We start from the raw sequence: 25,640 nt of genomic DNA on the forward strand, positions 1-25,640 counted from the left end.
TGACCGAAATGGAATGGACCGTCGATCAATTGCGCCAGTTCGTGACGACCGCCGAGTGCGGCTCGTTCTCGGCCGCGGCGCGCCATCTGGGCAAGGCCCAGTCGGCCGTGAGCACCGCCATCGGCCTGCTCGAAGTCGACCTCGGCGTGGCGCTGTTCGACCGGTCGCGGCGCAACGCGCAGCTGTCCGACGCGGGCCGGGTGCTCTTGCTCGAGGCCCGCGAGCTGCTGCGGCAGGCCGAACAACTCGACCAGCGCGCCCGCTCGCTGCACGGGGGCGACGAGGCGGCGCTGTCGCTGGCGCTCGACGAAGCCCTGCCGTACACCGCCATCGGCACGCTGATGCGCGAGATTTCAGTGAAGTTTCCGAGCCTCGAACTCACGCTGCTGAACGGCACCGCGACCGAGGTGGCCGACTACGTCGAGCAGGAGCGCGCCAGCGTGGCCTTTCACTTCGACCGCGGCCCGGTGCGCGCCAGCTTCGACCAGCGCCACATCGGCAGCGTGCGCCAGGGTGTGTTCGTGGCCAGCGACCATCCGCTGGCCGACGGCCGCACCGTGCGGCGCCAGGACCTGGCCCGGCAACGCCAGCTGCTGATGCATGCGGACGACGTGCACGAGGTGGCCTACAGCCCGCGCGTGTGGCGCTCCGACAGCTTCTACAGCACGGCCGAGATGGTGGCCGACAACCTGGGCTGGGCCGTGCTGCCCATCAACATCGCGCGCTACGAAGGCTTCAGCAAGGCGCTGAAGGAGGTGCCTTGCCCGTCGCTGGCCTTGCCGCGGCTGTCGGTGCGCATGCTGTGGCTGCCGGGGCGCCCGCTCGGGGCCACGGCGCTGTATGTGCAGCAGCGCTTCACCGAGCTGCTGGGCGACGGCACTGTGTAAATTGCTTCAGCGCAGCACGCGTCCGTCGGCCGAAATGCTGATGAGGTCGATGCTGCGCACGTTGTCGCGCAGGCCGGGGCGCAGGTTGATGCGGAAGCCGCCCACGTCGTAGTCGGTCATCGCCGTCATCGTGCGTTGCAGGGTCGCGGTGTTGAAGCCGCGGCCCGCGCGGCGCACCGCCTCGCCCGCGGCCTTGGCGGCGATGAAGCCCTCGAGCCCTTCGTACGACGCGGTCTGGTCGGAGTTGTCGACCGCCGCGAGGTACTCCTTGACGATCGGAATGGCCGACGGGCGCGGCGAGGGCACCACCTGCGAGATCACGATGCCGCCGATGTCCTTGCCCAGCTCGGCGTAGAGCGGGTCGATGCCGACGATCGAGAAGGCCATGAAGTTGCCCGCGTAGCCGCTCTTGCGCAGCTTGCGGATGGCGCCGGCCGTGGTGCCCGAGAGCGACACCAGCACGATGGCCTGGGGCGTCTGCTGCTGCACGGTCTTCAGCGCGGCGTCGAGCTTGTCGGCGCCGGCGGGTACCAGTGCGCTCGCAACCAGCGGCGGCAGCTTGAGTTCGGCAATGGCCTGCTCCACGGCGGCCAGGCCGGCGCGGCCCATGGCGTCGTCGTCGCCCACCAGCGCGATGCGCTTTTGCCCCACGGTGGCGCACTGGCGCACGATCTTGAGGGCCTCGTCGATCATGCCGGGGCGCACATGGAACACGTTCGGGTGCTCGGGGCCGCGCAGCGTGTCGGACGCGGCAAAGGGCGCAAACAGCAGGCTGCCTTGTTGCGTGGCGACCTTGGCACCAGCCTCGCTGCTGGCGGTGCCGACAAAGCCGAACAGCATGTCGGCCTTGTTCGCGCCCAGCAAGGTGCGGGCATTGGTGGTGGCGCGCGCGGCGTCGTAGCCGTCGTCCAGCTGCAGCAGCTTCAGTTGCAGGCCGGTGGCGGCGTTGCGCGTGTTGAAGTCGCTCACGGCGAGGCGGCTGCCGGCCGCGAAGGCGTTGCCGATCTCGTTGGCGCTACCGGTGAGGGGCACCGATTGGCCGAGCAGGACGACGCGGGCTGCGCCGGCTGCGGGGCGTGGCGTCGTCTGTGCCAGCAAGGGACGGGTGATGCCGAGGCCGCTTCCCAGAAGCAGCGTTGCGGAGGCCTTGCCCAGCCATGTCCTGCGAGACGCGTTCATTGGCTACCTTTTGCTAACTATAGTAAAAAAGTGTAGCAATTTCGAGGCCAGGGCGGAAGGCGCGGGTGCTCCAGAATTGCCCTTATGAACTTGAACATGTCCTGGGTTTTGGGAGGGGTGTGCGTGGTGCTCGCCGGTTGCGTTGTGTCGCCCCCATCGAAGGTGGTGGAAAAGGCGCTGTCCGCGCCGGAGGTCTTCGTGCCCGTGGCTGCACCGCAGCCGCCGCAACCGATGATCGACCCGCCACCCCTGCCGCCGCCATCGATGATCGAGCCGCCACCGGTGCCACTGGCGGGGCCGCCGATGGCATTGCCGTCGGGGCCGACCCTCATGGCGGCCCCGCGCGCCGATCCGCGCGTTGCGGCGGACGCGGTCGTGAAGGACCCGGTGATTCGCCAGCGCCGCTATCCCAAGTACCCGCCCGCGCTGGCGGAAGAGGGCATCGAGGGCGTGGTGGTCACCACCTTCTTTGTCGGCGTGGACGGCAAGCCCGAAGACATCCGCGTCGAACGCTCGCCGCACCCGCTGCTGTCGCGGGCGGCGACCGATGCGATCAAGGAGTGGCGCTTCGACCCGGCGCGCACGGCGGACGGGCGTGCGGTGCGCGGCGCGATGCGGCTGCCGTTCCGCTTCCGGCTCGATTGAGTTGAGCGGCGTGGTGCGCGCTCAGGCGCGTTTTTCGAACACCAGGTCCCACACGCCGTGGCCCAGCTTGAGGCCGCGGTTCTCGAACTTGGTGAGCGGGCGATACGCCGGCTTGTCCGCGTAGCCGGTGTCCGCCGCGGTGTTGCGCAGCAGCGGCTCGGCGCCCAGCACTTCGAGCATCTGCTCGGCGTAGGGCTGCCAGTCGGTGGCGCAGTGGATGTAGCCGCCGGGGCGCAGGTGCTGCGCCAGCTTGGTCACGAACTCGGGCTGGATCAGGCGGCGCTTGTTGTGACGCTTCTTGTGCCACGGGTCGGGAAAGAACACATGCACGCCGGCCAGCGTGCCGGGCTGCAGCATGTGGTCGAGCACGTCGACCGCGTCGTGCGCGCAGATGCGGATGTTCGAGATCGACTGCTCGCCGATGCGCTTGAGCAGCGCGCCCACGCCGGGCTCATGCACCTCGCAGCACAGGAAGTTGGTCTCGGGCAGCACGGTGGCGATGTGCGCCGTGGCCTCGCCCATGCCGAAGCCGATCTCCAGCACCGTCGGGCCGGCGCGGCCGCCGAAGGCCGCCGTGAGGTCGAGCGGCTCGGGCGTGTAGGGAATGAGGAACAGCGGGCCCAGCTCGGCGAAGGCGCGGGCCTGGCCGTCGGTGGTGCGGCCGGCGCGCTTCACGAAGCTCTTGAGGCGGCGGTGCAGCGGATGCGGCTTGCCGTCGGTGGCGTCGTCTTCGGGAGGCACGGGCGGGAGGTCGTTGGACACGGTGTCGGGAATGTTCATGAGGGCCGCGAATTGTAGAGATCGCGCCATTCGGGCACCCAGTCGGCCAATGCGGCGGCGCAGTCGTCGGCTGCCGTGGGGCGCAGGCCGAGGGCGCGGGCGGCGGTGTCGAGCGCGGTCAATGCGGCTTGCGGCGTGGCGGTGTCGATGGCTGTGGCGCCGTTCTGCTTGGAGAGCTTGTCGCCGTCGGCGCCGCGCACCAGCGGCGTGTGCAGGTAGCTCGGCGTGGGCAGGCCGAGCGCCTGCTGCAGCAGGATCTGGCGCGCGGTGTTGTCGGCCAGGTCTTCGCCGCGCACCACGTCGGTCACGCCCTGGTCGGCGTCGTCGACCACCACGGCGAGCTGATACGCCCAGGGGCCGTCGGCACGGCGCAGCACGAAGTCGCCGACCTTGCGCTGCACATCCTGCTGCTGCGGGCCCAGGCGGCGATCGGTCCAGTGCAGGTCGCCGGCCGGCATGCGGTGCGCGGCAAAGCGCCAGGCGCGCGCGGGCTTGCCGTGCAGGCCATCGCGACAGGTGCCGGGGTAGACGCGCTCACCGTGGCGTTCGTGCGCATGGCCGAGCCGGGCCAGGGCGAGGTCGATGTCCTTGCGCGAGCAGCCGCAGGGGTAGGCGAGGCCGCGCGCCTGCAGGGCGGCCAGCGCCGCCTCGTAGTGGGCGGTGCGTTTCGTCTGCCACTCGGGCGGTTCGTCGGGGAGCAGGGCACAGTCGGCGAGCTGCCGCAGGATGTGCTCGCCCATGCCGGGCAGGCAGCGCTCGGTGTCGGCGTCTTCGATGCGGATCAGCCAGCGCGCCTGGTCGCCGCGCGCGCGCACATCGAGCCAGCTCGCGAGCGCGGCCACCAGCGAGCCGGCGTGCAGCGGGCCGGTGGGCGAGGGCGCGAAGCGGCCGGTGGCGCGCATCCTTTCTTGGAGGACTTAGAGAACGGCCAGGGCCAGCGACAGGCCCGACACAAAGCCGTCTTCGACGCGATGGCCGATGCACCAATCACCCGCGATGCCGATGCGCGCCTTGGCGTCCCACAGGTGGGTCTGGCCGACCGGCACCTGCGTCTGCGCTTCGGGCCAGCAGCGCGCTTGCGCATGGCTGGGCGTGGCGTGGATGCCGGTGATTTCCGAGAAGGCGCGCAGCAGCTTGGCCTCGATGCGCGCGGGCGTGTCGCGCAGGTGTTCTTCCGACCACGTGGCGCTGGCCTGCAGGGTCCAGCGTTCGACGCGTTCGCGGCCGGGCTTGGACGATTCGCGCGCCAGCCACGCCACGCGGTGGTGGGTGCTGCGCGCCACGTTCCATTGCGGGCCGAGGTGCGACATGTTGGCCTGGTTGGCCTGGGGGAAAGCGATCATCAGCGCCCAGCAAGGTGCGATGCGCACGCGATCGATCTTGCGGCTCAGCGTGGCCGAACGTTCGCCGTCGGCCAACAGTTCGCGGGTGCGTGCGGGCGGCACGGCCAGCAGCACGGCGTCGAAGCCGGAGTACACGTGCTGCGAATCGTCGGCGCCGGCGGTGCGCAGCTGCCAACGGGTGGCGTCGAGCGCGTCGGGCTCGATGCGGGTGACTTGGGTGCCGGTGACGAGGTGCTCGCCAAGCGGCGCGGCCCAGTGGGCCACGAGCGCGTCCATGCCGGGCTGGGCGACCCAGTGCGGCTCCAGCGAAGGCAATGCGGCCTCGGCCACGCGGCCGTGGGCGTCGAGCACGCGCACGAGGTTGGCGCTCCAGGGGCGGCACAGCGCGGGCGTGGTGGCCAGCACCTGCGCAAAGCGCGGATCGCGCACGGTGAAGTATTGAGCGCCGCTGTCGAAGCGGCCGAAGGCAGTGTCGATGCTCGCCATCCGCCCGCCCGGCGTGGCCTCGCGTTCGAACACCGTGACACGGTGCCCGGCCTGCATCAGCGTGCGGGCGCAGGCCACGCCGGCAATGCCGGCGCCGATGACGGCGTAGTGGCGGGCGGCGGCGGGAGTTCGGTGGCGGTCGGCGGTGGCGCGGGCTTTGGCTTTGGGCATGGCGGACTCTTTTCTTTTGACAGGGTGATGACGGAGGAGGCCGTGCACACTCTACCTCGGTCTGCGCGCGCCGCCGGGCTGGGGGCGACCCTTATGCAGCCGCGTATTGCAGCCCCGCACCGCGTGGCGTTCAACGGCCCCGGTGCCGTTCGAGCAGCGCCTTGCGCGTGCCCTCGTGCTCGAACTGCGCGAGCCACCATTCGAGCGCGCGCCCCGGCTTGCCCGCACTGCGCACGCGCCACGCGCAGTGCATGGTGCCCAGTGGCGGCTGGCGCTCGGTCTGCAGTTCGACGAGATGGCCGGCCTCGATGTAGGGCCGCGCCATCGGCTCGGGCAAAAAGCCGCCGCCCAGGCCGTGCAACTGCGCGGCGATCTTGGCCTGCATGCTGGGCACGGTGAGCACGTCTTGTCCGCCGACGAGGTTCACCGTCATGCTCGGCCCGCTGCGCACCGAGTCGGCCGCGGCCACCGCGCGGTGCTGGCGCAGCACCGCATCGCTGATCGGCTGCGGCAGGCGCGCGAGCGGATGGTGCGGCGCCACGGCGAACACGAAGCGTAGCTCGCCGATGGGGCGGCTGCGGATGCCGGTGGCCGTGAAGGCCAGGCTCGCGGCATCGAGCACCGCGCCGATCGCCAGGTCGGCCTCGCCGCTGGTCAGCGCCTCGATGGTGCCGAGCAGGGTTTCGTCGCGCAGCTTGAGGCGCGTGGGCGGATCGAGCGCGAAGAAGGCGGTGCACAGGTCAAGCAGCGGGTCGCGCGCGATCACGCTGTCGACGGCGATGGTCAGCATCGGCTCCCAGCCGGTGGCCACGCGCTTCACGCGGTTGGCCACGGCGTCGATCTCGCCGAGCAGGCGCGCGGCCTCGCGCAGCAGTTCGGCGCCGGCCTCGGTGAGGCGGGCCTGGCGCGCGCTGCGGTCGAACAGCAGCACGTCGAGCGCGTCTTCGATCTGGCGCACGCGGTAGCTGAGCGCACTGGGCACGAGGCCGAGCGCGCGCGCGGCGGCGGCAAAGCTGCCGGCGGCCGCCACCGTCTGCAGCATGGCCAGCGCGTCAGGGGTCAGTACGTCTCGGGCGCTGGGCATGAGGCGGGCTCCATCGTTCAAATATTTTGAATGATGCCATCAAAACCGGGCGTCTTTCAGAGAGGGATGGAAGCCCAAAATTCTTCTCATCCGCTGCGCATCCGGCGCGGCCCACGACGAAAGCCCCGGCGCCCGAACCGGGTGGGGCAGCAAGGAGTTCGATATGTTGAAGGTACGCAAATCACAGGAACGCGGTTATGCCGACCATGGCTGGCTGCGCTCGTTCCATAGCTTTTCCTTCGCGGGGTACTACGATCCGGCCTTCATGGGCTTCGGCAACCTGCGGGTGATCAACGAAGACCGCGTGGCGGCGGGCGCCGGCTTCGGCACCCACGGCCACCGGGACATGGAGATCATCAGCTACGTGCTCTCGGGCGAACTCGCGCACAAGGACAGCATGGGCAACATCGAATCCATTCCGCCGGGTGACGTGCAGCGCATGAGCGCCGGGCGCGGCGTGATGCACAGCGAGTTCAACCACAAGGCCGACGAGACCACGCACTTCCTGCAGATCTGGATCGAGCCCAAGGAACGCGGCATCGCCCCCGGCTACGAGCAGAAGCAGTTCAGCGACGCCGAGAAGCGCGGCACCCTGCGCCTCGTGGCCTCGCCCGATGGCCGCGACGGCTCGGTGACGGTGAACGCCGACGCCCGCTTGTTCGCCGGCCTGTTCGACGGCAACGAGACCGCGAGCCTGGCGCTCGACCCGCAACGCAAGAGCTACGTGCACCTGGTGCGTGGCGCGCTCGAAGTCAACGGCCAGAAGCTCGTGGGCGGCGACGCCGCGATGCTCGAAGGCGAATCGCAACTCACGCTCGGCGCCGGCACCGATGCCGAAGTGCTGGTGTTCGACCTGGCGGCCTGAGACGGCGTCTTTTTCCTTTCTTTGTTCCTTTCGCTTCAATAACCAACGAGGAGTTTCACCATGACCATTTCCACCACAACCACCGCCCCCAACGCCGCCCAGGACACGCTGGCACTCATCGGCCGCGTGCTGCTCGCTGCGCTGTTCGTGCCCGCCGGCTTCGGCAAGCTCATGGGCTTTGCCGGCACCGTGGGGTACATCTCCTCGGTGGGCGCGCCGCTGCCGCAAGTGGCGGCAGTCATCGCGATCGTCGTGGAGCTGGGGCTCGGCCTGCTGCTGCTCGTCGGCTTCAAGACGCGCGTGTCGGCGATCGTGCTGGCGATCTTCACCGTGGCCGCGGCCGTGCTGTTCCACAACTACTGGGGCATGCCCGCCGACAAGGCTTTCGTGAACCAGCTGATGTTCTTCAAGAACATCGCGATCGCCGGTGGTCTGCTCGCCTTCGCCGCCTTCGGCGCCGGCCGCTTCAGCATCGATAAAAAGTAAGCTCGTTCCCTTCCAGGCCGCGCACACCTCGTGGGCGCGGCCTGCTGACTTCATCGCTTCTTTGAGGAAATCCGTTTCATGGCAAACATCGTCGTTGTCTTCCATTCCGGCTACGGCCACACCCAGCGCGTGGCCCAGGCCGTGGCCGACGGGGCGGGCGCGCAACTGCTCGCCATCGACGCCGACGGCAACCTGCCGGCCGATGGCTGGGAGACGCTGGCCGCGGCCGACACGATCATCTTCGGCTCACCGACCTACATGGGCGGCGTGAGCTGGCAGTTCAAGAAATTCGCCGACGCGTCGTCGAAGGTCTGGTACACGCAAGGCTGGAAAGACAAGCTCTTCGCCGGCTTCACCAACAGCGCCACGATGAACGGCGACAAGGTCACGACCATGACCTACCTGTGGACGCTGGCCATGCAGCACAGCGGCATCTGGGTCAGCATGGGCATCCTGCCGACCAACAACAAGGCGGCCACGCGCGATGCGATGAACTACGTCGGCGGCTACGGCGGCCTGCTCACGCAATCGCCCTCGGACGCGAGTCCGGCCGAGATGCCCAAGGGCGATCTGGAAACCGCGCGTGCCTTTGGCGAGCGCGTGGGTGCGGTGGCAAGATCACGCGCATAACGCCCCGACCGAACTTCGCTTCCAGGAGAACACGATGACCGACACCATCCCCGAAATCCAACTGCTCCGGCCCCACGACAAGGACCTGGGCGGTGGCTTCAACGTGCGGCGCGTGCTGCCGGCGGCGCAGCGCCGCTCGGTCGGGCCCTTCGTGTTCTTCGACCACTTCGGTCCGGCCACCGAGCAGCCCGGCAACGCGCACGACGTGCGGCCGCATCCGCACATCGGCCTGTCGACGGTCACCTATCTGTTCGAGGGCGCGATGATGCACCGCGACAGTCTCGGCAGCGTGCAGGAAATCCAGCCCGGCGCCATCAACTGGATGACCGCGGGGCGCGGAATCGTGCACTCCGAGCGCAAGCCGGAGCGCCTGCTGGCCGACACCTACGTGAACCACGGCCTGCAGCTGTGGGCCGCGCTGCCGCAGGCCCATGAAGAGGTCGAGCCCAGCTTCGAGCACACGCCGGCCGAGGCGATTCCCGAACTCGCGGTGCAGGGCGTGCCGGTGCGCGTGCTGGTGGGCGAGGCCTTCGGCGTGCGCTCGCCGGTGAAGACGCTGGCACAGACGGTCTACCTGGACATCGCGCTGCCGGCCGGCGGCCGTTTCGAGCTGCCCGCGCTGGCGCCGGAACTGGCGGTCTACATGGTCGATGCCGATGCGCAGGTGAATGGCGAACCGGCGCCCGCCCACACGATGGCGGTGCTGCCCGACGGGCAGGGCGCGGTGTTCACGGCCGACACGGCGGTGCGCCTCATGGTGATCGGCGGCGAGCCGCTGGACGGCCCGCGCTACATCACCTGGAACTTCGTTTCGAGCCGGCGCGAACGCATCCTTGAAGCCGGCGGCGACTGGGCCGCGCAGCGCATGGGCCAGGTGCCCGGCGAGACCGAGTTCATTCCGCTGCCGGGCAAGCCCTTCGGCGTGCGTGAGCCCGACGTCGGCACCACGCCGGTCTGAGCCCGCGCGCGTTGCCTATTGCTTGATGCCGATGTCCGGGTCTTCCGAGGCTCGGGCGCTGGCATCGGAGGCGCGCGCGCTGAGGTCGGGCGCCAGGGCCCGGCGACCGTCGAACACGAAGCAGTCGCCGTGGTAGTGCGCGCCGCCGACGTCCTCGAAGTACTTGAGGATGCCGCCTTCGAGCTGCAGCACGTGTTCCACGCCTTCCTCGCGCATGAGGATGGCGGCCTTCTCGCAGCGGATGCCACCGGTGCAGAAGCTCACCACGGTCTTGCCTTCGAAGTCGGCGCGGTGCGCTTTCAATGCGGGCGGGAATTCAGTGAACTTGGTGATGCGCCAGTCGATCGCGCCGTCGAAGGTGCCTTCGTCGACTTCGAAGTCGTTGCGCGTGTCGAGCATCACGATCGCGCGGCCCTCGTCGTCGTGGCCCTGGTCGAGCCAGCGCTTGAGCGTGGGCGCGTCCACGCCGGGCGCGCGGCCGGCGGCGGGCTGGATGGCCGGGTGGTCCATGCGGATGATCTCGCGCTTGAGCTTCACCAGCATGCGCCGGAAGGGCTGCGTGGCCGACCAGCTTTCCTTGGTTTCGAGGTCGGCAAAGCGCGCATCGGCGCGCAGGTCGGCCAGGAAGTCGTGGATGGCCTGCGCCGGCCCCGCCAGAAACAGGTTGATACCTTCGGGCGCCAGCAGGATGGTGCCCATGAGGCCCAGGGCCTGCGCGCGGTCGCGCAGGGTCTCACGCAGCACGGGGCTGTCGTTGATGCCCACGAACTTGTAGGCGGCGATATTCAAAATCTCTTGCACGGGGCGGGATTGTAGGGATCGCCACACCACATCGTGGAGGGCGGCTTCCTACAATCGACGGATGTTTGTTCACCTGCGTCTGCACACCGAGTTTTCCGTCGTCGATGGCACGAATCGAATCGACGAAGTCATCAAGGCCGCCGCTGCCGACAAGCAGCCCGCGCTGGCCATCACCGACCTGAACAACCTGTTCGGGACGGTCAAGTTCTACAAGCAGGGCCGGGGCAAGGGCGTCAAGCCTGTCATCGGCGCTGAAATCTTCATCGACGGGCTGGGCAAGGAGCCCGGCGCGCTGACCCGCCTCATCCTGCTGGTGCAGAGCATCGAGGGCTACCTCAACCTGTCGGAGCTGCTGGCCCGCGCCTGGACGCAGAACGTGAGCCGCGGCCAGTCGCAGGCGGCCTGCAAGCTCGAATGGCTGCAGGAGCTGCAGGGCGGGCTGATCGCGCTGTCGGGCGCACAGGCCGGGCCGCTGGGCCAGCCGCTGCTGCAAGGCCAGGAAGAGCGCGCCGCCGAGCTGGCGCTGCAACTCGCGGGCATGTTCCCGCACCGCTTCTACATCGAGCTGCAGCGCGCTGGCCGTCCCGAAGACGAGCCGCACGTGATTGCGGCCGTGAAGCTCGCCGCCCGCCTGAAGCTGCCGGTGGTCGCCACGCACCCGGTGCAGTTCGCCGAACGCCAGGACTACGAGGCGCACGAAGCGCGCGTGTGCATTTCCGAAGGCGAAATTCTGGGCAACCCGCGCCGCGTGCGCAAGTTCACCGAAGAGCAGTACTTCAAGTCGAGCGCCGAGATGCAGGCGCTGTTCGCCGACGTGCCGAGCGCGCTGGCCAACACGGTCGAGATCGCCAAGCGCTGCAACCTGACGCTGGTGCTCGGCAAGCCGCAGCTGCCCGACTTTCCCACGCCCTTCATCAGCGAAGGCGTGCGCATGCCGATCGGCGAGTTCTTCCGCCAGGAGTCGTTCGACGGGCTGGAGGTGCGGCTGAAGCACCTGTTCCCGGATGAAACCAAGCGCGAGGCCGAACGGCCGCGCTACGTGGAACGCCTCGAGTTCGAGATCAACACGATCCTGAACATGGGCTTCCCCGGCTACTTCCTGATCGTGGGCGACTTCATCAAGTGGGCCAAGGAAAACGGCTGCCCCGTGGGCCCGGGCCGGGGCTCGGGTGCCGGCTCGCTCGTGGCCTACGCGCTGAAGATCACCGACCTCGACCCGCTCGAATACAAGTTGCTGTTCGAACGTTTCCTGAACCCCGAACGCGTCTCGATGCCCGACTTCGACATCGACTTCTGCCAGGGCAACCGGGACCGCGTGATCGACTACGTGAAGGACAAGTACGGCCGCAACGCCGTGAGCCAGATCGCCACCTTCGGCACCATGGCCGCGCGCGCGGCCATCCGCGACGTGGGCCGCGTGCTCGACATGAGCTACATGTTCTGCGACGGCATCAGCAAGCTGATTCCGAACAAGCCGGGCATGTCGGTCACGCTGCAGTATCCGCCCGCGACCAAGATCGAAGGCGACAAGAACAACTACGCCATCGAGATGGAGCCGCAACTGGCGGAGCGCATCGAGAAGGAAGAAGAAGTCCGCATGCTGGTCGAGCTCGCGCAGAAGCTCGAAGGCATGACCCGCAACATCGGCATGCACGCCGGCGGCGTGCTCATTGCACCGGGCAAGCTCACCGACTTCTGCCCGCTGTACCAGCAGCCCGGCAGCGAATCGGCCGTGAGCCAGTACGACAAGGACGACGTCGAAGCCATCGGCCTCGTGAAGTTCGACTTCTTGGGTCTTGCGACGCTCACCATCCTGGAGATTGCGCGCGAGTTCATCATGAAGCGCCACAAGGGCCAGGAGAACTTTGCGTTCGAGAACATCCCGCTGAACGACGGGCCGACCTATCGGTTGTTCTCCGACGGCAAGACCGAGGCCGTGTTCCAGTTTGAATCGCGCGGCATGCAGGGCATGCTGAAGGACGCGCGGCCCACGCGCCTGGAAGACCTGATCGCGCTGAACGCGCTGTACCGTCCGGGCCCGATGGACCTGATTCCCAGCTTCGTGGCGCGCAAGCACGGCCGCGAAGACGTGGAGTACCCGCACCCGGCCGTGGCCGAAATGCTCTCCGAGACCTATGGGATCATGGTCTACCAGGAGCAGGTGATGCAGACCGCGCAGATCCTGGGCGGCTACTCGCTCGGCGGCGCCGACTTGCTGCGCCGCGCGATGGGCAAGAAGAAGCTCGAGGAAATGGCCGAGCACCGCGAGAAGTTCCGCGCGGGCGCATTGGCCACGCACGGCATCGTGCAGGACAAGGCCGACGAAATCTTCGACTTGATGGAGAAGTTCGCGGGCTACGGCTTCAACAAGTCGCACGCCGCCGCCTACTCGCTGCTGGCGTACCACACGGGCTGGCTCAAGGTCCACTACACGGCCGAGTTCTTCTGCGCGAACATGACCGTGGAAATGGACGACACGGACAAGCTCAAGCTCCTGTTCGAAGACGCCCAGAAGAACTTCAACATCACCTTCGAGCCGCCGGACGTGAACCGCGGCAACTACCGCTTCGAGCCGGTCACCAACAAGATCATCCGCTACGGCCTGGGCGCCGTGAAGGGCACGGGCCAGCTCGCGGTCGAGGCCGTGGTGCGGGCGCGCGAAGAGGGCGGACCGTTCAAGAGCCTGTACGACTTCTGCGTGCGCATCGATCGCCAGCGCATCAACAAGCGCACGGTCGAGGCGCTCATCAAGGCCGGCGCGTTCGATGCCATCCAGCAGAACCGCGCGTCGCTCATCGCCTCGGTCGACCGTGCCTTCGAGTTCGCCAGTGCCACGGCGGCCAATGCGTCGCAGGTCGACATCTTCGGCGACTGCGAGCATGGCTCGGCCACACAGGAGCCCGACCTCGTCGACGCCACGCCCTGGGGCGTGAAAGAGCGCCTGACCTTCGAGAAGACGGCTGTCGGCTTCTACCTGTCGGGCCACCTGTTCGACGAGGTGGCGCACGAGGTGCGGCGCTTCTGCAAGCGCGAGATCGGCGATCTGCTCGACAGCCGCGACCCGCAGGTCATTGCCGGCATCGTGAGCGACTTCCGCGTCATCAACGGCCAGCGCGGCCGGCTGGCGATCTTCAAGCTCGACGACAAGTCGGACGGCATCGACGCCACGGCCGACGAGGCGCTCATCAACGCCAACCGCAACACGCTGAAGGACGACGAGCTCGTCATCGTGAGCGGCAAGCTGCAGCCCGCGCGCGGCGGCTTCGAGGCGCGCTTCCAGGTGCAGCAGGTGTGGGACCTGGCCTCGGCGCGCTGCCGCTTCGGCAAGTTCCTGCGCGTGGCGGTGAACGGCAAGGTGCCCGAGATCGCGCGCCTCTTGAAAGACTTTCCGGCGCGCACCGAGCAGACCGAGGTCGGCGACCTCGTGCACGGCCTGCCCGTGCGCCTGTCGATGGCGCGGGGCGGGGCGCAGGTCGAGCTGCAGCTGGGCGATCGCGCCAAGTTCTTCCCGACCGATGCGGCGCTTGCGAGCTGGACCGCGCAGGCCGAAGCGGGCAAGGCACAGGTCATCTACGATTGATCGGACCGCACGAGCTTGGGGAACCCCGAGGCCTGCGCGCGGTCCATCTGTCTGTTGCAACCTGGCCTTGGGCCACTCACAGGAGAAAGACCGCATGCATTTCAAGAAGATCTTCAAGACCACCGCGTTGATGTTCGGCGTGGCGCTGCCCATGGCCGCGGCCTGGGCCCAGTACGCCGGCCCGACGTCGGTGCCGAACCTGACGGTCAAGCAGTTGCTCGAAACCGGCCAGGACGACCAGCACGCCACGGTGCGCGGCTTCATCGTCTCGCACGATGGCGGCGAGCACTACACCTTTGCCGACGACACGGGGCGCCTGAAGGTCGAGATCGACGCCAAGTACTTCCCGCCGGGCGTGAAGATCGACGACAAGGTGCGCGTCGAACTCAGCGGCGAGTTCGACAAGGACCGGCTCACCGGCAAGACCGAACTCGACGTGAAGCGCGTCATCACCGTCCTGCGCTGACCCCGGCCTTTTTCCCGAGCGCCTGCTCGACCTGGTCGAGCACGGCCTCGGGGGCGTGCAGCCAGTCCTTGGCCAGCACCTGCATCACCTGCCAGCCGAAAGCATCGAGGATGCGCGGGCGCGACACATAGCGCTCCAGCACGTTGTGGCGGTGGCCGTCCTGCGCCGCGCCGTCCACCAGGATGCCCAGCGCATAGTGCCCCTGGCCCGATGCGCGCACCGCGAGGTCGCAGCGAAAACGCGATTGACCCACCTGTTCGTCCACCGCATGCCCGCGCGCGCGCAGCGCCTGCGCGATCTGCGCCGTGACGTCGTCCGTGCGCGTCTGCCGCGCCACGTGGCCGCGCGCCAGCGGGTTCATGCCTTCGAGCACGCGCCGCGCCGTGTCCTCGTCGCCGCGTGACAGGCACTCGGCATAGCGCAGGAAGTTCTTCAGCGCCGCCGCGCCTTCGTTGTGGTCGTTGGTGATCGCCTCGTGGCGGATGGTCGAGACCACCGCCATGTGGTGCTTGGCGCGGCTGAAGATCACGTTCAGGCGCTTCTCGCCGCCGCGCTGGTTGATGGGGCCGAAGTTCATCAGCATGCGGCCCTCGGGGTTGGGGCCGTAGCAGATGCTCAGGATGATGATGTCGCGCTCGTCGCCCTGCACGTTCTCCAGGTTCTTGATGAAGAGGCCGCAGAACTGGTCGTCTTCCTCGCGCACGACCTCGGCCTCGAGCCGCGCCGCAAAGTCGGCATCGACCGCGCCGAGCGCGTTCAGCTCTTCCTCGATCTCGCCCTGCTGTGCTTCGGAGAACGCCACGATGCCCAGGCTGCGACCGGTCTCGCGCTGGAGCAACTCGCGCACCAGCTGCGCGATATGGCGCGCCTCGCCGTCGTTAATGCGGTTCTCGTACACGGCGTCGGCCACGCGGTGGAAGCTGATCGCGCGCGAGAGCAGGGCGTCGACCTGCGCCTTCACGGACTCGTCGGTCGGGCTGCGCGACTGCACCACGATCTCGCCGCGCTCCGGCGCGGGCAGGCTGCGGTCGGGAATGGTGTACAGGTTGCCCGCGTAGAAGGCTGCGTTCGAAAAACCGATGAGCGATTCGTAGCGGCTGCGGTAGTGCCAGGCCAGCAGCGTGGCCGGCAGGTTGCGCGCGCCCTGGTTCAGCAGGCTGTCGGCGTCGAGCACGACGGCAATGCGTTCGGCTTCTTCGCCGTTCTCTGCATCGTCGCCTTCCACGGTGACGGTGTCTTCCTCGGCGTCGCGGCCCGACGAGAAGAAGCTCGTCGGCGGCAGCTGCATCTCGTCGCCCACCACGATGATCTGCGGCGCGCGGTACAGCGCGGGCACGGCTTCCTCAACCGGGATCTGGCTGGCCTCGTCGAAGATCACGACGTCGAACAGGTCGGCCGCGAGCGGCAGCGTGTCGGACACCGACAGCGGGCTCATGAGCCAGATCGGCTTCATGTCGCGCACCACGCGGCCGGTGTCACCGCTGGCCAGTTCGCGGATCGCCTTGTAGCGCATGGTCTTGCCGAACTCGTGTTCGAGCTCGCGGCGGCCCGCGTTGTAGCTCTTCTTGAAGACCTTGCCGTCGGTGTCGAGCTGGCTGGCGGGCAGGGCGCTCTTCTGTACATGGTCGCGGAAGCGCTGGCGCACCGCGGCGGCCAGCGTGCGTGCGTTGCGTTCGAGCAGCTTGCGTTCGCCTTCGCCCAGGCGCTGCGCATGGCGCGCGAGCGTGGCGCCGTCGAAGCGCGGCAGCCAGCGTTCGGTGCGGTAGACGCGCTCCAGGCCTTCGCGCGCCACGGCGTATTCGATGGCTTCGGGCGGCAGCGGCAGGGTGCGCAGCGCGGCGGCCACGGCCGGGTCGGCGTCGGCCAGTTCCTGCAGCGGCTGGAGCACCGACGGCAGCGCGTCGGCCTGGTCGCGCAGCGTGCGGGCCAGCGCGTCGAGCGCGTCCAGCGGCTGCGCGTCGGCATCGTGCAGCAGGTCGCGCCAGAGGGCGTCGAGCGTGTCGACGCGCGGCGCGGCGGCGACAAGCTGTTCGACGCTGCGGCGGGCCGCGTCGGTGCGCAGGTGGGCCTGGAACGCCGCGCGCAGGCCGGCGCCGGCGTCGATGCCGCGCATGGCCTGCAGTTGCTGCGCGAAGGCGTCGGCATCGGTGCAGCCGTAGTCGGCCTCGATGCGTGCCGCCTGCTGGTCGAGCGCGGTGCGCGCGGCCTGTTCGGCGCGCAGGTCTTCGAGGAGCTGGCTGAACTGCGGGCGCACGGCATGCGCGGCGAAGTCATAGCGGCGCTTGAGCTCGCCCGACAGGCGCCACCACGAGGGCTGCAGCCAGCGCAGCAGCGAGCCTTGCTGCGTGCGGGCTTGCGCGAGTGCGGCTTCGGTGTCGCCGGGTGAGAGCTTGTCGCGCCAGTGGGCGGTGCGTTGCAGCTGCGCGTCGAGCGCCTGCTGCAGCGCGCGCTTGTCGTTCAGGGCGGCGCCGAGCGCAAGGCTGCTCGGGTGCGCCGCGTCGAGCAGCGCCAGCTGGCCGCGCGCGGCCAGCGAGGCGACGCTGCGCGCATCGGCCACCACGGCCAGCGCATCACGCCACAACACGCCGGCCTCGGCCAGCGGCGGCCAGGCGTCGACCAGCGCATCGCGGCAAGGCGCGCTGAGGTCGATGGCGCGTTCGCTGCGTTCGACCAGCCGCGCCAGCGGTTTCTCCTGCGCCAGCAGCGATGGCGCGAGCTGCGCGAACACATGCTGCGCAAAGCTGGGAGCGCCCAGGCTTTCGGTCACGGCCAGGTGCAGGCGCGACACCAGCTCCGCATGCCGGCGCCAGGCCGCGAAGGCGGGCAATGCTTCGGCCTGCAGCGGCGTGAGCGACGGGTCGCTGGCCTTGAGCGTGACCAGCCGCGAGAGCAGTTCGCGCAGCGTCACCGCGATGTGTTCGGGCACGTCGTGCATGGCGGCGTCGAAGCGTTCGAGCGCGCGCAGGTCGAGGTCCATCGCGTCGAGCACCTGCGTGCGCTCGGTGCTTTCCTGCGCCAGCGTGCCGGGCGCTTCGAGCCACAGCTCGTAGGTCTTGCGCAGGTTCTGCACGAAGGCCTTCTTGTCGCCTTGCGAGTCGTGGATCATGCAGCACAGCTCGTCCAGCCCCTGCTGGCGCAGGCGGTGGAACACGACGTCGATGGCGGCGCGCTTCTCGCAGACGAACAACACGCGCTGGCCGCGGCCCACGTAGTCGGCGATCAGGTTGGTGATGGTCTGCGACTTCCCCGTGCCCGGCGGGCCCTGGATGATGTAGCTGGTGCCCGTGCGCGCCAGCGCCACCGCGGCGGTCTGCGTGGCGTCGGCCTGCACCACGGGCCACTGGTCGGCCAGCGGCAAGGTGGGCGGCGTCTCGGCGTCGACCCGGCGTGGCTGCAGCGAGAACACGCGGTCGAAGGCTTCGCTGGCCAGGTCGGATTCGGCCAGGCCCGAGTAGTCGCGCACCAGCGACATCTTGCGGTGGTTGAAGTTGCCCAGCGTCACGGCCGTGAGGTCGATGTCCCACTGGTAGGGGTTGCCGCTGCTGTCGCGCAGTGCGAAGGTCTTGCGCTCGGTGTCATCGGCAGCCGTGGCTGCCATCTGCGGCGCGCGCGGCTGTGGCGCGCCACCGACGGCCTCGCGCACCGGCAGTGGCACGGGGCGCACGCGCGCATGGAACAGCTGCAGCCCGCGCGGGCGGAAGTCGTCCTGCGCGTAGCTGAAGTCTTGCGAGGCCACCGGCACCGCCGAAGGCGAGCGCACGCGGGTGCGGCGCTTGAACTGTTCGAGCCGCTGGCGCGCGCGCTGGTGCATCACGGCGATCTCGGGCTGCTTCACGAGCCGCAACTGCACGCCGGGCTCGCTCTGCGCGATCTGCGCTGACAGCTGTGCGTGGAACTGTTCGAGCGAGGTTTCGCGCAGGTCCACCGTCTCGGGCAGCGCGATGCCGTAGAGCTGGCGCAGGTGGTGGCGCAGCGTGGGGTTCACCTGCGCCTCGCTGGCCGAGGCTTCGAGCAGGTACTGGTCGCGCACGCCTTTCTTGCGCGTCAGCTCGACCGGCAGCATCAGCAGCGGCGAGGCGATGCGCTCGGCGCGTTCGGCCTCGCCCTCCTTGAGGTTGTGCCAGCGCAGGAAGGCCACCACCAGCGACAGCTGCGAGAAGCCGTACTCGGCCCGGTCGCGCCGCGCCTCCTGCAGGATGCGGTCGAGCGCGCCGGGCAGGTAGGGCTGGTCTTCGAAGCGCAGCCAGCGCGCCAGCGGCACGGGGTCACAGCTGGCGATGTCGGCGGCAAAGCGGCCGTCCCACACGCACAGCTGGTCGGTGCGGATGCTGTTCAGGTCGACCACCAGCGGCACGCTGGCGACGGTGAGGTTCACATGCGCCTGCGTCGGCTTGAAGTACAGCAGGCGGTTGCGTCGCGACAGGTCGAACAGCCGGTCGCGCAGGTGCAGCTGGATCGCCTGGCGGCGCTGGCCGGCACCGTCTCTTGCGGGCGCGATGCGGTCCAGCCCGAGGTCGACGGGCTGGTCGCGGTAGGTCTCGAGGCGGCGGATGACCGAGGGCAGGTCGCGCGCGCGTTCGTGGCGGTCGAGCGCGGTCATCTCGAAGATCACGGCGGCCACCACGGGGTGCAGCCGGCGGTTCAGCTCGAACAGGTTGCCGCGGTGCGCGGCAAAGCGGGTCAGATCGTCGCCGTCGGTGAAGTCGAGCCCGCACGACAGGCTGGCCAGCACCTGGCCCAGGCACAGGATGTCGCCGAGCGCGTCGTGGTGGCCCAGGCGCAGTTCCCATGCGGCGTAGCCGGGCAGGTAGACGGGGCGCGTCGGCACGGTGTCGGGCCCGGCATCGGCCATGACCGCGAGGTTCTCGAGCGCGACGCCGGTGTCTGCATCGACGGTCAGGCGCGTTTCGCCGACCACGCGCAGCACGGAGGCGGCGGGCTGCTCGAGCGGCGCGATGGCTTCGGGGTGGCGGCGCGGCGCGGTGCCGTCGGGCTGGGCGAGCGCCAGCGCGGGTTCGGCGGGCGCATCGGTCACGCGGTAGGCAAAAGCGCTGCCGAGCGCGGCGACGTTGCCGAGTTCGTGCAGGGCCGAGACCTCGCGCAGCAGTGGCAGCACGAGCTTGAGCACGTCGTCGGTCTGCAGGCCGCCGTGGGCCTCGGCGGTGGCGAGCAGTTGCAGGAGCGGGGCGGGAGCGAGGGTCATGCGGCTGCGGCTTGCGAAGGCGGGTTGGCGGCCTTGTCGAGCAGGGCGGCGGCGTCGCGTTTGACGCGGGTGAAGTTGCGCTTGGACAGACCCAGGTCTTTCAGCACGCGCTGTTCGAAGGGCGTAGCGCAGTCCAGCGCATCGGCCAGGCCCAGCGCGGCGGCGAGGGTGACGTCGTCCATCTCGGGGTCGGCGGCGACGAAGTCGACCAGCACGCTGGCCAGGTAGTCGTGCAGGCCGGCCGGCGCGGGCTCGGGCGGCGGCATGGCCGACGTGGGCGGCGCGAAGTCGGGGAAGAAGCGGCGCGCATGCCCCAGCAGCGATTCCGACTGCAACACGGGCCGCTGCAGCAGCTGCGCGAGGGTGCCGCGCGTGAGCGCGCTCACCCGCTGCTGGCCGAGCATGTCGAGCGTGCCCAGGTCGAGCGGGCCTTCGAGCGCGGCGGCCAGCCATTCGTCGGCGTCGTGCTCGCGGCCGGTCCACAGGCGCAGCGCGCGGGCGCGCACGAACACCTCGGGATGGCTCACACCGCGCGTCTGCAATGCCTTGTTGTTCGGGTCGGCGCAGATCTCCTCAGCCTGCGCGAGGTAGCTCGCCACGTTGACCTGCGTGAGGCCGGTCTCGATCTTGATGAGCGCGCTCACGGCGGGCTCGAGCGCGCCGCAGGCCACGCAGCCGCCGCGGTCGGCAAAGGCCTCGGTGTACAGCGCATGGCGCCGCGCGGCCTGCAGGTGGCTCGCATCGGCGCGCGGGTCGGCCGCCGTGGCGTGCAGCAGGCGATCGACGACGTGATGCTTGCCGCCGTCGCGTTCCCACAGCAGGTAGTGCGCGAGTTCGTGGCCGAGCACGGCTTGACGCTCCGGGCCTTGCAACCGTTCGAGCAGCGGGCCCGAGAGCACGATATGCGCCTCGCCCGGCACGACGTAGATGGCGGCGTTCATGGCCGCACCGTCGCCGGACGGCGCTTGGTAGAGCGTGATGCGCGCGGTGACGCCCAGCCGTTGTGCGGCCAGTGCGGCGTCGGCATGCAGGTCAGGGTGCGCGTCGGCGTCGAGCCGGTAGGCGCTGCGCAGCAACTCGGCACGCATGGCGGCCGTGTGTTCTTCGCGCGCTTCGGCGGAGGCGGCCCAGCGCCAGGCCTCGGGTTCGTTCGCCTGAAGGTGAGCAGCCAGTGCCTGCTGGTAGGGCAGCGGCGTCAGGTCTTGGAGGCGAACGGCAGGGAAAGAGTCGACCATGTCAGGAGCGCCAGCAACAATGAGTTGCCGACGATCCTAAACGAGCGGGTGGTGTCGCTTGCAATCACCCACGATGTGGGCGATTGCAGGGGGTCAGCGCTTGGGCTTGAGCGTGACGATGAGCGAGGGGAAGATGCGCCCGTCCGTGTCGCGCGGCAGCTTGTCGGTCTTGCGGAGACCGCGCTCGGCCGCTTCGTCCCAGGCCGGCAGGCCGCTGGACTTGGCGAGCTTGACGCCGACGATGGTGCCGTCGGGTGCGAGCCTTACTTCGAACTCGGCTTCCGGGTTGCCGTTCACGCTGTCGGCATCGGGGAAGGTGATGTTCGGGCGCACGGCGGCGGCGATGCGGCCGGCATAGCCGCTCGACGGGCCGGACGAGCGCAGCGCGTTGCCCTTGGCATCGTCGCTGCCGCTGGCGCCGGCCATGCCCTGCATGCGCTTGAGCGTCGCGGCGCGGTCGGCCGCCGCCTGCTTGGTGGCCGCTTCAGCCTTCTTTGCTTCGGCCTGCTTGGCCTCGGCTTCCTGCTGCTTCTTCTGGTCGGCCAGTTTCTTCTGCTGCTCTTTCTTGCGCTCGGCCTCGTCTTCGGCGCGTTCCTTGGCCTCGAGCTCTTTCTTCTTTTGCTGCTGACGCTGCTGTTCGAGCTCGCGCTCCTTCTGCGCTTTCTGTTCCTTGAGCTTCTTCTCGCGCTCCAGCGCGATGTCGGGTGCGGGGGCCGGCGCCGGCTCGGGCGGCTTGACGGCCGGGGGAGGCGGCGGGGGTGGCGCGGGCGCAGGCGGCGGCGGTGCGGGCACGGGGGCCGGCGGCTCCGGCACCGACAGGCGCGGGGCGGGCTGCATCACCGTGGTCGACCACAGCTCGGCATCGACCGCGCCGTCGTCGGCTTCGCTGCGCCAGCGCACACCCCAGGTGAGGGCGGCGATCAGCAGCGCGTGGGCAATGAGCGCGAGCACCACCGCGCGGGGCGTGCCGCGCTGCGGCGGTGGCGCGAACTCGGGGCGATCCAGGGCGAGCGACATGCCTTATTTGCCGCCCGTGGTCGTGACCGACAGCCCCACGCGCTCGATGCCGCTGCGCTTGAGCTGGTTCATCGCCTTCACGACGGTTTCGTACTTCACCGACTTGTCGGCGCTGATGACCACGGGGCGCTGGGCGTCGCCGCCTTGCGCGGCCTTGGCCGCCGAGCCGATCTGCGTCATGGGAATCGACGCGCCACCGGTGCCGGTGGACGGGTCTTTCTTGATCTGCACTTCGTCGTCGCTCTTGATGACGATCTCGATGGGCTTCTCGGGCTGCTTGTTGGCACGATCGACCGTCGGCAGGTTGATCACGCTCGGCGTGATGAGCGGGGCGGTGACCATGAAGATGATCAGCAACACCAGCATCACGTCGATGAACGGGACCATGTTGATCTCGTTGATCGTGCGGCGGCCGCGGCCCCGGGATGAAACGGCAGGCATGTCGTCGCGTCCTTTGTCTTGTGCGCGCCGCTACTTAGCGGTTCGCGGCGGTGACCGAGGCGGCGGGCGTCACGGCGCCGGGGTTGGCCGAGAGGTTGCGCTGCAGGATGTTGGAGAACTCTTCGATGTAGGTCTCCAGGGCGATGGCGATCTTGTCGATCTCGCGCGCAAAGCGGTTGTAGCCGACCACCGCGGGAATGGCGGCGAACAGGCCGATGGCCGTGGCCACCAGCGCTTCGGCAATGCCGGGCGCCACGGTGGCCAGCGTCACCTGCGTGAGGGCGGCCAGGCCGGTGAAGGCATGCATGATCCCCCAGACCGTGCCAAAGAGGCCCACGTACGGCGACACCGAACCGACGGTGGCCAGGAACGACAGGTTCTGCTCGGCCGCATCCAGCTCGCGCTGGAAGCTCGCGCGCATCGCGCGGCGGGCGCCGTCGAGCAGCGTGGGCGCATCGGTCACGTGGCGCTCGCGCAGCTTCTGGTACTCGCGCATGCCGGAGGCAAAGATGCGCTCCATGGGGCCGGCGAACTTGGCGTTTTGTGCCGCCGAGGCGAACAGCTCGTTGAGGCTGGTGCCCGACCAGAACTCGCGCTCGAAGTCTTCATTGAGCACACGGATGCGCTTGAGGGAAAAGTACTTGCGGATGATGGCGGCCCAGCTGGCGACCGACACGATCACCAGCAGCAGCACGACCAGTTGCACCACGAAGCTGGCGTGGAGCAGGAGATTGATGATGGAGAGATCTTGGTTCATGGCTTGAAAGGTTGAATCATGGAGCCGCTGGAGTGCTCGAGGGTTCCCGAAACTTGGGCCGGAATGCGCGCAGGGCGCAAGGTGGCGGCGTCCACCCATCCGATGCGGATCGTGCCTTCGCACAGCAAGACCGGTGCCGCAGCGCCGGTGCGCTCTTGCTCTGTCTTTGATAGCACGCGCTGACCGATTGTCAACGACGCGGTGCCCAATTGTCGGAGTTCGGCTGTAACCAGCAGTTCGTCGTCCAGCCGCGAGGGCCGATGGTATTTGAGCTGCGTTTCGCTGACCACGAACTGGCCGCCGGTGGCTTCCTTGAGCTTGCGCTGCTCGACGCCCAGGGAGCGCAGCCACTCGGTGCGACCGCGCTCCATGAACTTCAGGTAGTTGGCGTAGAACACGATGCCGCCGGCATCGGTGTCTTCCCAGTAGACGCGGATCGGAAACTCGAAACTCATGAGGCGATCATGGCCCGCAGGCGTTCGACCGATTCCTGCAGGTGCGCCATTGAACTGGCGGTGGAGAAGCGCACGAACTTCGAGGTCTCGGCGGTGCCGAAGTCGCGGCCGGGCGTGACGGCAACGTGGGCGCGCTTCATGGTTTCGAAGGCGAAGTCCCAGCTGCCGGAGATGCCGAGTTTGTCGGCCACGCTCGTGCAGTCGGCCCAGGCGTAGAAAGCGCCGTCAGGCACCACGGGCACGTTCAGCCCGAGCGCATTCAGTTGCGGAATGAACCAGTCGCGGCGCGCCTTGAATTCGGCGCGGCGGCGTTCGTACTCGGCGATGCTCTCGGCCTCGAAGCAGGCCAGCGCGGCGTACTGCGACACCGTGCTCGCGCAGATGAAGAGGTTCTGCGCCAGGCGTTCGACCACCGGCACCAGCACCTCGGGCACCACGAGCCAGCCGAGGCGCCAGCCGGTCATGTTGAAGTACTTGCTGAAGCTGTTGATGCTGATGACGTTGTCGTCGATGGCCAGTGCCGTCTGCCCGAAAGCATCGTCGTGCGAGAGGCCCAGGTAGATTTCGTCGATCAGCGTGATGCCGCCGCGCTGCGACACCACGTTGTGGATGCGGCGCAGCTCGTCGGGCGCGATCGAGGTGCCGGTCGGGTTGGACGGCGAGGCAAGCAGCACGCCGCGCGTCTTGTCGGTCCACGCGGCCTCGACCTTGGCTGCGGTGAGCTGAAAGCGCTCTTCGGCCGTGGTCGGCACCAGCACGGCCTTGCCGTCTGCAGCGCTCACGAAGTGGCGGTTGCAGGGATAGCTCGGGTCGGGCAGCAGGATTTCGTCGCCCGATTCGATCAGCGCGAGGCAGGCCAACTGCAGAGCGGCCGAGGCGCCGGCCGTGACGACGATGCGGCGGGCCGGCACGTCGACGTTGAAGCGCTGCTTGTACCAGCCGCTGATGCGTTCGCGCAGGTGGTCCAGGCCGGTGGCCTGCGTGTACTGCGTGGCGCCGGCGCGCACGGCGCGGGCCGCGGCTTCCTGCACGAGGGGCGGGGCGGTGAAGTCAGGCTCGCCGATGTTCAGGAAGATCATCGGACGGTCGGTGTGGGCCACTTCGCGGGCCAGCACCCCAGCCGCCTTGGCGACCTCCATCACGTAAAACGGTTCGATGCGCTGCGCGCGCGTCGCGATCCTCATGGGCGCGCCTTGCCCGACGCCCGGTCGGCTTCGACTTCGAGCGGACGCAGCTGCGGCGCCAGGCCGTTGAGCACGGCGTTCACGTACTTGTGGCCGTCGGTGCCGCCGAATTCCTTGGCGAGTTCGATGCACTCGTTGAGCACCACGCGCCAGGGCACGTCGGGGCAGTTCTGGAACTCGTACACGCCGATCCACATCACGGCGTGCTCGATGGGCGAGATTTCCGTGAACTTGCGGTCCAGCAGCGGCAGGATCAGCGCGTCGAGCTGTTCGGCGCCGTTGATCGAGCCGTGCAGCAACGCGTCGTAGTGCGCCGCGTCGGCCTTGTGGAAGCCTGCGAGGTCGCGCGTGAAGTGGTCGATGTCGGTCGGGTCGTTGCGGCCCACCAGGTGCTGGTAGAGCGCCTGCAATGCGAACTCGCGTGCGCGGCTGCGGTTCGACTTGGCCGCGGCCTTGCGAACGCCCGTGCTCGTGAGGCCGGTGCGCGACTGGCGGGATTTGGCGGACTTGGAGGTGTCTTCGGTCATGAAAGGGTGGCCAGCAGTTGTGCCATCTCGACCGCCACCTGGGCTGCGTCGCGGCCCTTGTCGGTCTGGCGGGCGACGGCCTGTTCGAGGTTTTCGGTCGTGAGGATCGCGTTGGCGATGGGCAGGCGGTAGTCGAGCGCGACGCGGCTCACGCTCGCGCCCGATTCGTTGGCCACCAGTTCGAAGTGGTAGGTCTCGCCGCGGATGATGCAGCCCAGCGCCACGAGCGCGTGGTAGCCGCCGCGCTCGGCGAGCGCCTGCAGCGCCACGGGCACTTCGAGCGCGCCGGGCACCTGCACGTGATGGATGTCGGAGGCAGCCACGCCCAGCGCTTCGAGCTCCGACAGGCAGGCCGTGGCCAGCGCGTCGGTGATGTCGGCGTTGAAGCGCGCCTGCACGATGCCGATGCGCAGGCCTTTGCCGTTGAGCGTGGTCGCGCCCTTGTTTGAACCTTGCATGG

23 protein-coding genes are annotated in these 25,640 nt (G+C 68.8%); 8 read left to right on the forward strand and 15 right to left on the reverse strand.

Features of this window, described 5'->3' with window-relative positions; genetic code table 11:
- The first annotated feature begins 8 nt into the window (after positions 1 to 8).
- Positions 9 to 887 carry a LysR family transcriptional regulator gene (locus CY658_RS25440; RefSeq protein ID WP_101492849.1) on the forward strand — a complete coding sequence of 293 codons (879 nt, stop codon included), beginning with the start codon at positions 9 to 11 and terminating at the stop codon, positions 885 to 887.
- 6 nt (positions 888 to 893) lie between these two features.
- Here the strand turns inward: CY658_RS25440 and CY658_RS25445 are convergent, their stop codons facing one another.
- Complete coding sequence (locus CY658_RS25445; RefSeq protein ID WP_101492850.1) at positions 894 to 2,066, reverse strand: ABC transporter substrate-binding protein; 1,173 nt, start codon at positions 2,064 to 2,066, stop codon at positions 894 to 896.
- A gap of 96 nt (positions 2,067 to 2,162) precedes the next feature.
- Between CY658_RS25445 and CY658_RS25450 the strand changes: the two genes are divergently transcribed.
- A complete protein-coding gene (locus tag CY658_RS25450) occupies positions 2,163 to 2,711 on the forward strand; it encodes an energy transducer TonB (protein WP_180839053.1) in 549 nt (182 codons plus the stop codon).
- A 21-nt stretch (positions 2,712 to 2,732) separates the two neighbouring features.
- Here the strand turns inward: CY658_RS25450 and trmB are convergent, their stop codons facing one another.
- From trmB to CY658_RS25470, 4 genes are all read right to left on the reverse strand, one after another.
- Entirely contained in the window at positions 2,733 to 3,491 is a 759-nt protein-coding gene (gene trmB, locus CY658_RS25455) for a tRNA (guanosine(46)-N7)-methyltransferase TrmB (protein WP_101492852.1), read from the reverse strand.
- On the reverse strand, positions 3,488 to 4,393 hold the full coding sequence (gene gluQRS / locus CY658_RS25460; RefSeq protein ID WP_101492853.1) for a tRNA glutamyl-Q(34) synthetase GluQRS: 906 nt from the start codon (positions 4,391 to 4,393) through the stop codon (positions 3,488 to 3,490). The genes trmB and gluQRS overlap by 4 nt, the downstream gene beginning before the upstream one ends.
- A gap of 15 nt (positions 4,394 to 4,408) precedes the next feature.
- Positions 4,409 to 5,491 (reverse strand): NAD(P)/FAD-dependent oxidoreductase, encoded by a 1,083-nt coding sequence (locus tag CY658_RS25465; protein WP_101492854.1) that lies wholly within the window; start codon positions 5,489 to 5,491, stop codon positions 4,409 to 4,411.
- A 130-nt stretch (positions 5,492 to 5,621) separates the two neighbouring features.
- Positions 5,622 to 6,575, reverse strand: a complete 954-nt coding sequence (locus tag CY658_RS25470) for a LysR substrate-binding domain-containing protein (RefSeq protein ID WP_099796632.1) — start codon at positions 6,573 to 6,575, stop codon at positions 5,622 to 5,624.
- Between the two features lie 163 nt (positions 6,576 to 6,738).
- On the opposite strand from CY658_RS25470, the gene CY658_RS25475 reads away from it, so the two are divergent.
- From CY658_RS25475 to CY658_RS25490, 4 genes are all read left to right on the forward strand, one after another.
- Complete coding sequence (locus CY658_RS25475; RefSeq protein WP_101492855.1) at positions 6,739 to 7,440, forward strand: pirin family protein; 702 nt, start codon at positions 6,739 to 6,741, stop codon at positions 7,438 to 7,440.
- 60 nt (positions 7,441 to 7,500) lie between these two features.
- Positions 7,501 to 7,926, forward strand: coding sequence for a DoxX family protein (locus CY658_RS25480; RefSeq protein ID WP_180839054.1), 426 nt, complete (start codon positions 7,501 to 7,503; stop codon positions 7,924 to 7,926).
- A 78-nt stretch (positions 7,927 to 8,004) separates the two neighbouring features.
- The gene (locus CY658_RS25485) at positions 8,005 to 8,556 is read left to right on the forward strand and encodes a flavodoxin family protein (RefSeq protein ID WP_101492856.1); all 552 of its coding nucleotides are present in this window, start codon (positions 8,005 to 8,007) and stop codon (positions 8,554 to 8,556) included.
- 34 nt (positions 8,557 to 8,590) lie between these two features.
- A complete protein-coding gene (locus CY658_RS25490) occupies positions 8,591 to 9,514 on the forward strand; it encodes a pirin family protein (protein ID WP_101492857.1) in 924 nt (307 codons plus the stop codon).
- Between the two features lie 15 nt (positions 9,515 to 9,529).
- On the opposite strand, the gene CY658_RS25495 is transcribed toward CY658_RS25490, so the two are convergent.
- A complete protein-coding gene (locus CY658_RS25495) occupies positions 9,530 to 10,315 on the reverse strand; it encodes a sulfurtransferase (protein WP_101492858.1) in 786 nt (261 codons plus the stop codon).
- 61 nt (positions 10,316 to 10,376) lie between these two features.
- Here CY658_RS25495 and dnaE point away from each other — a divergent pair, with 61 nt between their 5' ends.
- Both dnaE and CY658_RS25505 read left to right on the forward strand, forming a co-directional pair.
- Entirely contained in the window at positions 10,377 to 13,895 is a 3,519-nt protein-coding gene (gene dnaE, locus CY658_RS25500) for a DNA polymerase III subunit alpha (protein ID WP_101492859.1), read from the forward strand.
- A gap of 94 nt (positions 13,896 to 13,989) precedes the next feature.
- Entirely contained in the window at positions 13,990 to 14,361 is a 372-nt protein-coding gene (locus CY658_RS25505; protein WP_180839055.1) for a YgiW/YdeI family stress tolerance OB fold protein, read from the forward strand.
- Here the strand turns inward: CY658_RS25505 and CY658_RS25510 are convergent.
- The 9 genes from CY658_RS25510 to ribH form a co-directional block, all read right to left on the reverse strand.
- Positions 14,345 to 19,564: an AAA domain-containing protein gene (locus CY658_RS25510; protein ID WP_101492860.1), complete on the reverse strand. Its 5,220-nt coding sequence runs from the start codon at positions 19,562 to 19,564 to the stop codon at positions 14,345 to 14,347. The genes CY658_RS25505 and CY658_RS25510 overlap by 17 nt on opposite strands.
- On the reverse strand, positions 19,561 to 20,799 hold the full coding sequence (locus tag CY658_RS25515) for a M48 family metalloprotease (protein ID WP_101492861.1): 1,239 nt from the start codon (positions 20,797 to 20,799) through the stop codon (positions 19,561 to 19,563). The genes CY658_RS25510 and CY658_RS25515 overlap by 4 nt, the downstream gene beginning before the upstream one ends.
- Positions 20,800 to 20,892: 93 nt before the next feature.
- On the reverse strand, positions 20,893 to 21,816 hold the full coding sequence (locus CY658_RS25520) for a cell envelope integrity protein TolA (RefSeq protein WP_101492862.1): 924 nt from the start codon (positions 21,814 to 21,816) through the stop codon (positions 20,893 to 20,895).
- Positions 21,817 to 21,819: 3 nt separating this feature from the next.
- Positions 21,820 to 22,257, reverse strand: a complete 438-nt coding sequence (locus CY658_RS25525; protein ID WP_101492863.1) for an ExbD/TolR family protein — start codon at positions 22,255 to 22,257, stop codon at positions 21,820 to 21,822.
- A gap of 34 nt (positions 22,258 to 22,291) precedes the next feature.
- The gene (gene tolQ / locus CY658_RS25530) at positions 22,292 to 23,014 is read right to left on the reverse strand and encodes a protein TolQ (protein ID WP_099796642.1); all 723 of its coding nucleotides are present in this window, start codon (positions 23,012 to 23,014) and stop codon (positions 22,292 to 22,294) included.
- Complete coding sequence (ybgC, locus tag CY658_RS25535; RefSeq protein ID WP_101492864.1) at positions 23,011 to 23,469, reverse strand: tol-pal system-associated acyl-CoA thioesterase; 459 nt, start codon at positions 23,467 to 23,469, stop codon at positions 23,011 to 23,013. Before ybgC ends, tolQ begins: the two co-directional genes overlap by 4 nt.
- Positions 23,466 to 24,653, reverse strand: a complete 1,188-nt coding sequence (locus CY658_RS25540) for a pyridoxal phosphate-dependent aminotransferase (protein WP_101492865.1) — start codon at positions 24,651 to 24,653, stop codon at positions 23,466 to 23,468. Before CY658_RS25540 ends, ybgC begins: the two co-directional genes overlap by 4 nt.
- Positions 24,650 to 25,180 (reverse strand): transcription antitermination factor NusB, encoded by a 531-nt coding sequence (gene nusB, locus CY658_RS25545; protein ID WP_099796645.1) that lies wholly within the window; start codon positions 25,178 to 25,180, stop codon positions 24,650 to 24,652. Before nusB ends, CY658_RS25540 begins: the two co-directional genes overlap by 4 nt.
- A complete protein-coding gene (gene ribH / locus CY658_RS25550) occupies positions 25,177 to 25,638 on the reverse strand; it encodes a 6,7-dimethyl-8-ribityllumazine synthase (RefSeq protein WP_101492866.1) in 462 nt (153 codons plus the stop codon). The genes nusB and ribH overlap by 4 nt, the downstream gene beginning before the upstream one ends.
- Between the last annotated feature and the right edge of the window lie 2 nt (positions 25,639 to 25,640).

Source organism: Variovorax sp. RO1, assembly GCF_002849325.1.
Classification (GTDB): Bacteria; Pseudomonadota; Gammaproteobacteria; order Burkholderiales; family Burkholderiaceae_C; genus Variovorax.

Coding starts and splice junctions, on each gene's coding strand:
- CY658_RS25440 (WP_101492849.1), top strand. CDS start 9: ATGGAATGGACCGTCGATCAATTGCGCCAGTTCGTGACGACCGCCGAG.
- CY658_RS25445 (WP_101492850.1), bottom strand. CDS start 2,066: ATGAACGCGTCTCGCAGGACATGGCTGGGCAAGGCCTCCGCAACGCTG.
- CY658_RS25450 (WP_180839053.1), top strand. CDS start 2,163: ATGTCCTGGGTTTTGGGAGGGGTGTGCGTGGTGCTCGCCGGTTGCGTT.
- trmB (WP_101492852.1), bottom strand. CDS start 3,491: ATGAACATTCCCGACACCGTGTCCAACGACCTCCCGCCCGTGCCTCCC.
- gluQRS (WP_101492853.1), bottom strand. CDS start 4,393: ATGCGCGCCACCGGCCGCTTCGCGCCCTCGCCCACCGGCCCGCTGCAC.
- CY658_RS25465 (WP_101492854.1), bottom strand. CDS start 5,491: ATGCCCAAAGCCAAAGCCCGCGCCACCGCCGACCGCCACCGAACTCCC.
- CY658_RS25470 (WP_099796632.1), bottom strand. CDS start 6,575: ATGCCCAGCGCCCGAGACGTACTGACCCCTGACGCGCTGGCCATGCTG.
- CY658_RS25475 (WP_101492855.1), top strand. CDS start 6,739: ATGTTGAAGGTACGCAAATCACAGGAACGCGGTTATGCCGACCATGGC.
- CY658_RS25480 (WP_180839054.1), top strand. CDS start 7,501: ATGACCATTTCCACCACAACCACCGCCCCCAACGCCGCCCAGGACACG.
- CY658_RS25485 (WP_101492856.1), top strand. CDS start 8,005: ATGGCAAACATCGTCGTTGTCTTCCATTCCGGCTACGGCCACACCCAG.
- CY658_RS25490 (WP_101492857.1), top strand. CDS start 8,591: ATGACCGACACCATCCCCGAAATCCAACTGCTCCGGCCCCACGACAAG.
- dnaE (WP_101492859.1), top strand. CDS start 10,377: ATGTTTGTTCACCTGCGTCTGCACACCGAGTTTTCCGTCGTCGATGGC.
- CY658_RS25505 (WP_180839055.1), top strand. CDS start 13,990: ATGCATTTCAAGAAGATCTTCAAGACCACCGCGTTGATGTTCGGCGTG.
- CY658_RS25510 (WP_101492860.1), bottom strand. CDS start 19,564: ATGACCCTCGCTCCCGCCCCGCTCCTGCAACTGCTCGCCACCGCCGAG.
- CY658_RS25515 (WP_101492861.1), bottom strand. CDS start 20,799: ATGGTCGACTCTTTCCCTGCCGTTCGCCTCCAAGACCTGACGCCGCTG.
- CY658_RS25520 (WP_101492862.1), bottom strand. CDS start 21,816: ATGTCGCTCGCCCTGGATCGCCCCGAGTTCGCGCCACCGCCGCAGCGC.
- CY658_RS25525 (WP_101492863.1), bottom strand. CDS start 22,257: ATGCCTGCCGTTTCATCCCGGGGCCGCGGCCGCCGCACGATCAACGAG.
- tolQ (WP_099796642.1), bottom strand. CDS start 23,014: ATGAACCAAGATCTCTCCATCATCAATCTCCTGCTCCACGCCAGCTTC.
- ybgC (WP_101492864.1), bottom strand. CDS start 23,469: ATGAGTTTCGAGTTTCCGATCCGCGTCTACTGGGAAGACACCGATGCC.
- CY658_RS25540 (WP_101492865.1), bottom strand. CDS start 24,653: ATGAGGATCGCGACGCGCGCGCAGCGCATCGAACCGTTTTACGTGATG.
- nusB (WP_099796645.1), bottom strand. CDS start 25,180: ATGACCGAAGACACCTCCAAGTCCGCCAAATCCCGCCAGTCGCGCACC.
- ribH (WP_101492866.1), bottom strand. CDS start 25,638: ATGCAAGGTTCAAACAAGGGCGCGACCACGCTCAACGGCAAAGGCCTG.